This is a genomic window from Chamaesiphon sp. OTE_75_metabat_556, from assembly GCF_031378165.1.
Taxonomy (GTDB): Bacteria; Cyanobacteriota; Cyanobacteriia; order Cyanobacteriales; family Chamaesiphonaceae; genus Chamaesiphon.
This window is the reverse complement of sequence record NZ_JANNDR010000466.1, coordinates 1-8683: the sequence shown is the minus strand read 5'-3', so window position 1 is coordinate 8683 and position 8683 is coordinate 1. Positions and strand designations below refer to the sequence as shown.

Genomic DNA, 8683 nt, shown 5'->3' with positions numbered 1-8683 from the left:
ATGAGGCGTTGAAAGAACGACAAAATTTGCTGCGGGGTGCGCTAAAACAGTCCAGCGCGGGGATGGAAACAGACTACACACAGGTTGTTGCACTAGGTAGCTTAGTCAGAACGATCGCCAAACCGATCGAGCAACTACAATATACCGCTCAGTCTGCTAAATCGCTACTAGAATCCGGCAACACCAGTCAACGTCATGCCGAGCCACTGCTATTAATTAAAACCGAACGGCAATCGCTATTAAGTTTACTCAAGGAAAACTGCACCTTAGAATCGGCCATCTTTCGCCACGCACTTCGCCTGGGAGTCAGTCTCAGTGTGGGTGTAATCTTGTATAGCATCACCAATTTACCAATGGGGTATTGGATTACGCTCACCACGATGCTAGTCCTCAAACCGAACTTGGGCGCAACTTTTCAGCGATTTTTTCAGCGAGTTGGTGGGACAATTTTGGGAGCGGTAGTAGCTGCTGTCATCCTGGCGACAATCGCCAGTAAGCCGATCTTAGACGTGATTATTGTTATCACAGTATTTTTTGGCGTTGCCCTAATTGGTTTCAACTATGGCTATTCAGTGGTGTTCTTGTCGATATTTATCTTGCTGATTACCGATAACAGTAATTCTACAGGTTGGCAATTTGCCGAGATTCGCGTGTTGAATACCTTAATTGGCGCGGGATTGGCGTTTGGCAGTCATTACTTGATCTGGCCGAATTGGGAACGCGACAGGTTTCCCAGTCAACTCGCCACTGCCCTGAGAGAGTCCCAAACCTACTTTAGTGATGTGATGGCTGTTTACCAGGGAATAGAGGCATATGACGCGAAGATTATCGCCCAGCGGCGACAAACTGGAATAGCAATCGGCAATGCCCAAGCCTCATTCCAAGGATTGCTCCGCGAACCGAAAATGCACCCAGAATTAGTCGAACCAGGGATGACGCTGCTCGTATATTTGGGACGTTTTACCAGTGCCATCACAGTCTTAGCCGCACATCTCGAACACTTTAGATTGACAGTACCATTACCTGAATTAGCAACCTTTGTCCGCCAAATTTCGTTAGTGTTAGAGCAGTTGGCTGATGCAGTTGAGCAGGAGATTATCCCACCACCTCTGCCCGATTTGGACGCAATGCTGCAAAGAATTCAACCACACTTACAAGCATTGCGAACAGCCCGAATGAGCGAGCTAGAAATCGATACAGGCAATACCCCAACTCGTCAAGCAGTCATCGACTATAGCATTCTCGATTTGGAGATCGACCAAATTGTGCGGCGGTTGTTGGCGATGCACTCAGCGATAGTCCGACTAAAACTTGCTGGCAATATTTAAACCAGCTAGTCGCAGGGCGGTACTAGGGGTCACACCACGTTTGACATCAATTATTTCGTTAGAGAATAGTATTTAATAACTCGATTCTCCAAAGGGGCAACTAAGCCTTTGATCGTTTCCCAGCTGCACAACCCTGGATAGTTCGGATCGGACATCGAGTAGTCGATCGATTTGGTTCACGCCGCCTCAAAAAAACAGTATGATTCACGGCGTAGTAAGTAGAAACCGTGAGGCAACAATTTCGCTGGTTATTGTTAATGAGAGTCGTTAGACAAAACTGATTACTGCTGTCATAGACACTGGGTATACTAGCTTTTTAAGTCTACCAAGTGAAATTATTATCGAGTTGAATTTGTCTTGGAGGGGGATCGATCGAGGCACACTGGGCGATGGCAGTGAAGTAACCTTCGAGGTCTATGCTGCTAAAGTCATCTGGGATGGAGAATATCGTGACATTCCCATTAATGAAGCTGAAATAGATCCTCTAATTGGAATGAGTTTGCTTTACGGCTACGATTTGCACATTCAAGCGGTGGAAGGTGGTAGCGTTACAATTAAGCTACTAGAATGATATATCTGCAACATTTAAAATCGTTGGCTTCCCACCCACCCTACTTACTGCCGATTCTCTTCTAGAGACGCTCCGCGATCGATTAGACTTGTCTTTTGTATCACTAAGTGCTATAAAAGATAAAAGAGAGTAATATGGCAATTTATAAAACTCGATGGTTTAACCGTTGGGCACACAAGCAAAGACTGGATGATCTTAGTCTCTGTGCTGCTGTGCGCGAGATGACAGCAGGACTCTATGATGCAGATCTAGGTGGCGGACTGGTAAAAAAGCGAATTGCACGATCTGGTCAAGGAAAAAGTGGTGGCTTTCGCACACTGATTGCAACCAATAAAGAAGACCGCTGGGTTTTCATTTATGGCTTTCCAAAAAACGAGCGCAGCAACATCGATAAGAATGAAGAAGAAGCCTTGAAAAAACTGGCGACAGAATTGTTGTCACTCACATCAGAGGCTCTCGATCTGGCAAAAGATGATAACGAATTAATGGAGATAGATTGCGATGCGGAAGAAAAAATCGGCGATTCTTGAAGCTGTTCATGAGACAGCTAAGGGACTGCATAAAGTGGGAGTAATGGATCGAGTTACACTACGTGAATTCGATCGAATGTGCTTATCACCAGTCGAACCGCTAGAGCCTGAAAAAATCAAACAAATTCGAGAAACATCGAATGTTAGTCAGGCGGTATTTGCTGCGATTCTGAATACAAGTTTGTCAACGGTTCAGAAGTGGGAAATTGGACAAAAGCGACCGACAGGAACCGCTCTCAAGCTATTGCACTTGGTTGAGAAACGTGGGCTAGATAGCATGATTTAAAGTGCTGTAAGTAAGTTAGTTCAATTATTTATTAACTAGATAATGCCTGAAATCTAGATAGTGCGAACTTCCCATCCTACTTACTGTCGATTCTCTTCCAGAGACGCTCCGCGATCGAATAAAATCTAATAAGTAGGCCAGCATAAATATTGATAACATCAATATTTATGCCTGAAACCTAATTGTTGGGAAGTGACCACCATACATTGCTATAAACGAAGCTTTACTGTTGAATATGCCACGAGAATTGATTAGTAGGAGAACACAACGTGAGTTCCAAGAATGGCTTGTTGGATGGACACTTCGGACAATTAGTGATCTCTTTGACGATCACAATGTACAATCCATATCCCTCCCTGAAGATCGACTGCCGAGTGGGCAGCGTAGGTCACTTGTAGCGTGTTATTACGCTTCTATAGACTGGGGCAAATCTCAAGATGTGCGTCGGATACTTGATGCTTATGAAGATATCTTGGCTGAAATCCCCGCGACATCTGAGGACGGCAAGCAAAAGCTTATTCAATATCTAGAAAAAGATGGATACACATATGATCGTGGACGTATAGTTTCACAAGGATTAGACGCGGCATTAGTAGATACGATTCCAACAGTTGGTCTAGATACAGAACATTTATATATATGTCGATCGCATTAACGCATCAATTGAAACCGATCCATCTTTGGCAATTGGTTCAACTAAAGAACTGATTGAAGCTACACTTAAAACAATTTTGAACGGATGTAATCTAGTCTATGATGACAAGAAGGATGACATACCAAAACTGCTGAAACAGGTTCAGAAAGTTTTAGAACTGGCTCCAGATGATGTGGACAGCTCTAGAAAAGGTGCAGAAATAATTAAAAAAGTCTTGAGTAATCTTGGCTCTGTTGCTGTCGGTATAGCAGAACTAAGAAATCTGTATGGTTCTGGTCACGGTAAAGGGCAAAAATCCCAAGGGCTTACCTCTCGTCATGCTAGGCTTGTTGTTGTTTCTGGAACTACTTTGTGCGCTTTTTTACTTGACACTTATGAGCATCGAAACACTGCAAATTAGGAAACAAATACAACAAACCTGTTGCAGTGGAATAAACAAAGCCGCTTATCGAGTCGCAAATGTGCTGATAACCATCGATCAGGACAATATTTCTTCTTTGGTTAATCATTGTTTAGATCGAAACCACCGCACAAATAACTTTTCCCCTTCAATCCAGGCGAATATCAGTAAACTGCAACCAAAACAGACTCCCAGTTCAAATAAACTCAACGGATGAGTCCCAAAAAACGATCGCAATGGAGCGAGATAAACCACCGCCAACTGCAACAGAATTGTACCCAAAATCGCACATAACAACAGTGGATTGCTAAATGGATTAATTTCAATAACCAGTTTATTGACAGAGCGTACAGCCAAGGCATGACCGATTTGGGGGATACAGAGGGTGGTAAAGACGATCGTTTTCCAGGTATCGGGATCGCCAGGATAATCGACTGTGTGAGTTCGATCGAAAGCCCATTTCATCAACCCGATCGTCACGATCGCAAACACTAATCCAATCCGAATAATATATCCTCCCAAACCCCTGGCAAAAATGCTTTGATTAGGTTGAAATGGTTCTCTCTGCATCACGTTCGACTCTCCTGGCTCCAATGCTAAAGCCAGCGCGGGCACGCCATCGGTAACTAGATTCATCCATAGGATTTGTAAGGGTGAGAGCGGCACACCACCCAAACCCATTAGCGGAGCGGCGGCGATGGTGAGGATTTCGCCGATATTGCTGCCGAGGATGTATTTAATAAACCTGCGAATATTGGTGTAGACAATCCGCCCCTCTTCAACTGCGGCGACAATCGAACTAAAATTATCATCTAATAGCACCATGTCGCTGGCTTCTTTGCTGACATCCGTACCCGTAATCCCCATCGCTATGCCGATATCTGCTTGTTTTAATGCGGGGGCATCATTCACCCCATCGCCTGTCATGGCGACTAGTTCGCCCTGTTGTTGTAAGGCTTTGACGATGCGTAATTTATGTTCGGGAGCAACACGGGCATAGACACTGACTCGATCGATCGTTTGCGCCAAAGTTGCATCATCCATCTGAGCGATTTCATTGCCGCTGACTACTTGGCTATCGGTTTGAGTGATGCCCAAATCGGTGCCAATCGCCATCGCAGTCAGAGGATGATCGCCGGTAATCATCATCGTCCGAATTCCCGCAGTTTTGCAAGTAGCGACAGCAGCGCGAACTTCGGGACGCGGCGCATCGAGCATTCCGACTAAACCTACCCAAATTAACTCTGATTCGGCTTTATCTGCGTCAGGAAGGTGGGGGAAATACCGATAGGCGAAACCCAAGACTCTCAGCCCTTGACTCGCTAGACTGGCATTTTGGGCACGAATTTTTTGGCGATCGATTTCAGTTAATTCGACATACCGATCTGCGACGAGAGTATGGGTGGATCGATCGAGGATTGATTCGGGCGATCCTTTGGCAAATAATAGGTAATATGGGGACTGTTCGCAGATAATGCTCATCCGCTGCCTGTCGCTATCGAATGGATATTCTTGGATGCGTGGGTAACTTTGAGCGGTAGCTTCAATTCCGGCTTTGTGGGCGAGTACTAATAAAGCTCCCTCTGTCGGATCTCCCAAAATCTTCCATTGATTATTCGTATACTGCAACACCGCATCATTGCAGAGAGCGCAGCCCCAGAGTAAACCTTTTAAAGCGGGATCTGCGAGTGGCTCGATCGGTTTACCATTAACTTTAAAATCCCCATTGGGAATGTAGCCCTCGCCCCCAATCTGATATTCAGCCGTTAAGGTAGCTACCTGTTGCACCACCATTTTATTTTGGGTGAGTGTACCTGTTTTGTCAGAACAAATAATCGTCACCCCGCCGAGGGTTTCTACCGCAGGGAGTTTGCGGATTAGAGCTTGGCGTTTCACCATCCGCTGGGTACCCATTGCTAGGGTGACGGTAATGACGGCGGGTAATCCTTCGGGTACGACTGCTACGGCGACACTCAGGGATGTTTTGACTAATCCTTTCAAGGTATCTAGATTGAAGGAGCCTCGAAGCAAATCGGGCAACATGCCCCCGATAATTGTCAGAGCGACGATTACCAATGCGCCACCAACTAACACATTTCCCAAGTGATTCAGTCGTTGTTGGAGTGAAGTCGGTTGATTTTTTACACCTTGCAATAGCGCGGCGATTTTGCCGAGTTCGGTATTCATTCCGGTGGCGGTGACAACAGAAATACCCCGCCCAGTGGTAATTTCAGTGCCTTGGTAAACTAAGTTTACTCGATCGCCTAAAGGTGTGTCAGCGGCTAATTCTGTGTCGGCAGTTTTACTACTAGCCGTGGCTTCGCCTGTCAGCGCGGATTCTCGAATTTGGAGTTGTACTGATTCAAGTAGGCGAGCATCTGCGGCTAATTGATTGCCAGCTTCGAGATGAATTACATCTCCAGGTACTAATTCCTTACCTTCAATTTCGCTAATTCTACTATCGCGCAATACTCTTACTTTAGGTGCAGCCATCCGTTTGAGTGCGGCTAATGCTTGTTCGGCGCGACTTTCTTGGAAATAACCTAAAATTCAATTGAGGATGACGATCGAGAGAATTGCAATTGTATCTTTAAACGGCAATCCACTCGTCTTTCCCGCTTGGATTTCCATAAAGTTGAAAATGCCCGAAACCACCGCCACAACCATCAACATTACCAATATAATATTGGTAAATTGATCGAGGAGAATCTGCCACCATTGCCGACTAGCCGCTGCTACTAATTCATTTACACCGAATTCTTGCTGTCGATCGATTACTTGTCGATCGGTTAAACCCGTTCGATCGTCTGTTTCGAGTTGTGTCAATGTCTGAGCAATAGTCAGCGTCTGCCAAGTAGGTTTTAGCTCGTTAACTACTGGCAGCTTGCTTGTTTTAGGGCGAGTTGATAAGGATAAGGTCATAATTAGATTTAAAATATTTGCAGTATAAATTTATGTCTAAACAATCCCAATTATGAAGGTCTACAACCAATCATTTATTAGCTGCCAAATAGTGGCAACGATACTGAATCGATCTCAAAAACTGAATAATTAATTTAATGAGCCGCAATAGATCTGCCATCATTCTTGACTTTCTCGATGAATATAATTGCCACACCACTTAATAGCAATGCAAAGCCGATAAAGTAAAAACAATCATTAAAAGCCATCACATAAGACTCCCGACTAACGATCCTGGCGATCGATCTAAATGCCTGCGCCTGGGCTGTATTTAGATCGGCTCCCTGGCCGACGAATAATTGAGTTAATTCATCCACCCGCTGTTGAGTTGCCGGATTGTACAACGAGACAGCATCGCCTCATCGATTGGAGTGAAACTGCTCCCGCTGAGTTAATAAAGTTGCCAAAATTGCAATCCCAAATGAACCACCTAAATTTCGCATCATATTAAATAACCCACTCGCCGAACCAGCTTGAGACGCAGGTAAACCCGCTGTGGCGACACCAGATAAGGGCACCATAATTAGTGGTTGTCCCATCGCTCGGACTAATTGCGACCAACGTAATTGATCGATTCCAGTCAGATTAGTCAGATCCGAATTCATAAAACAGCTAATCGCAAATAAACTTACCCCCACTGCAATCACCAATCGGGTATCAAATACCTGAAGAATCTTGGGGACAAATGGAATTAGGAATAGTTGCGGTAATCCGACCCACATTAATACTTCACCAATTTGGAGAGCATTGTATTGTTGAATTTGGACTAGATATAAAGGTAAGAGATAAATTGAACCATACATTCCCACCCCCATTGATATATTGATAATACTAGCCAGACCAAAATTACGGTTGCGTAATAGTCGCAAATTAATAAATGGTTGCTTGCGAGTTAATTCAATCCAGAAAAAGATTGACAGGAAAATTAGGGCGATCGTGCCGAGACTGACAATAAATAATGAGCTAAACCAATCCTTGCGAGCACCTTCTTCCAATACAATTTGTAATGATGCTAAACCGATCGCCATTGAGCCAATTCCCCACCAGTCACCTTGTTTGAGTAATTCTGGTTGAGGTGGTAGTTGTTTGATTCCATACCAAACACCAGCAAGTAATAATAGTCCAGGAATGACATTCAAATAAAAGATATAATGCAACTTAAATTATTTGTCAACCATCCGCCTAGTGTCGGCCCGATCGAGGGTGCAAAGGTAGCTGTTATTCCAAATAATGCCATGCCGATCGGTTGTTTAGATGGCGGTAAACTAATCAACATATTCGTAAATGCCATCGGAATCAAAATTCCCCCAGTTGCCCCTTGGAGAGCACGGAAGGTAATCATTGAGGGCAAATTCCAGGCAGAAGCACAACAAACTGAAAAGAAAATAAATAACGCTGCATTTACTAAAATATATTGACGAATTGAGAATACTTGTGATAACCAACCAGTCAAGGGAATTACCACAATCTCTGCTACTAAATAGGCGGTAGAAATCCACGAACCTTCCTTCAATGTTGCGCCTAAAGCTGCTTGGATATCTTGTAATGATGAGTTGGTGATTTGAATATCTAGCACCGCCATAAACGCACCCAGCATACTAGCTGAAACCCCAATCCAGGTTCTCAGCGGCACATAATCTGGTGGGTTTTGGTTAATAATTGCACTGGGACTTGCCACAATTTGAACTCTGTATGGTTAATTAACGATCGGCAATGGAGTTATTTAGTCAACTTCGATCGTGACTTCCGCCGACATCCCTGGGGCAATTCGAGCGTTATAGCCCTGAATACTTTAAGGATCTAAAACAATTTTGACTGGAATTCGTTGGACAACTTTGGTAAAGTTGCCAGTGGCATTATCTGGTGGTAATCAGGACCAGTGTGCACCAGAAGCGGGCGAAGTACGTGCGACATAACCTTTGTCAGGGTGATCGGGAGTTGGTGCGAAGGTG

General features: G+C 44.4%; 5 protein-coding genes and 3 pseudogenes. 5 read left to right on the top strand and 3 right to left on the bottom strand.

The window, feature by feature from the left end:
- From RMO27_RS18995 to RMO27_RS18975, 5 genes are all read left to right on the top strand, one after another.
- Positions 1-1328 (top strand): FUSC family protein (locus tag RMO27_RS18995; protein WP_309735433.1); only part of this gene is annotated, 1328 nt, incomplete at its 5' end.
- 346 nt (positions 1329-1674) lie between these two features.
- Entirely contained in the window at positions 1675-1899 is a 225-nt protein-coding gene (locus RMO27_RS18990; RefSeq protein WP_309735432.1) for a hypothetical protein, read from the top strand.
- 134 nt (positions 1900-2033) lie between these two features.
- Positions 2034-2429 carry a type II toxin-antitoxin system RelE/ParE family toxin gene (locus tag RMO27_RS18985; RefSeq protein WP_309735431.1) on the top strand — a complete coding sequence of 132 codons (396 nt, stop codon included), beginning with the start codon at positions 2034-2036 and terminating at the stop codon, positions 2427-2429.
- A complete protein-coding gene (locus tag RMO27_RS18980) occupies positions 2401-2715 on the top strand; it encodes a DNA-binding transcriptional regulator (RefSeq protein ID WP_309735430.1) in 315 nt (104 codons plus the stop codon). Before RMO27_RS18985 ends, RMO27_RS18980 begins: the two co-directional genes overlap by 29 nt.
- A gap of 680 nt (positions 2716-3395) precedes the next feature.
- Complete coding sequence (locus RMO27_RS18975) at positions 3396-3770, top strand: abortive infection family protein (protein WP_309735429.1); 375 nt, start codon at positions 3396-3398, stop codon at positions 3768-3770.
- 105 nt (positions 3771-3875) lie between these two features.
- Here RMO27_RS18975 and RMO27_RS18970 read toward each other — a convergent pair.
- The 3 pseudogenes from RMO27_RS18970 to RMO27_RS23980 all read right to left on the bottom strand — a co-directional run.
- Positions 3876-6692 (bottom strand): annotated as a pseudogene (locus RMO27_RS18970) (cation-translocating P-type ATPase).
- A 134-nt stretch (positions 6693-6826) separates the two neighbouring features.
- Positions 6827-8409: pseudogene (locus RMO27_RS23985) on the bottom strand (MDR family MFS transporter).
- Positions 8410-8529: 120 nt separating this feature from the next.
- Positions 8530-8683: pseudogene (locus RMO27_RS23980) on the bottom strand (HlyD family secretion protein); the annotation flags it as partial.

What these genes read in the sequence shown, in the direction of transcription:
- RMO27_RS18985 (WP_309735431.1), top strand. Translation starts at nt 2,034, where the DNA reads ATGGCAATTTATAAAACTCGATGGTTTAACCGTTGGGCACACAAGCAA.
- RMO27_RS18980 (WP_309735430.1), top strand. Translation starts at nt 2,401, where the DNA reads ATGCGGAAGAAAAAATCGGCGATTCTTGAAGCTGTTCATGAGACAGCT.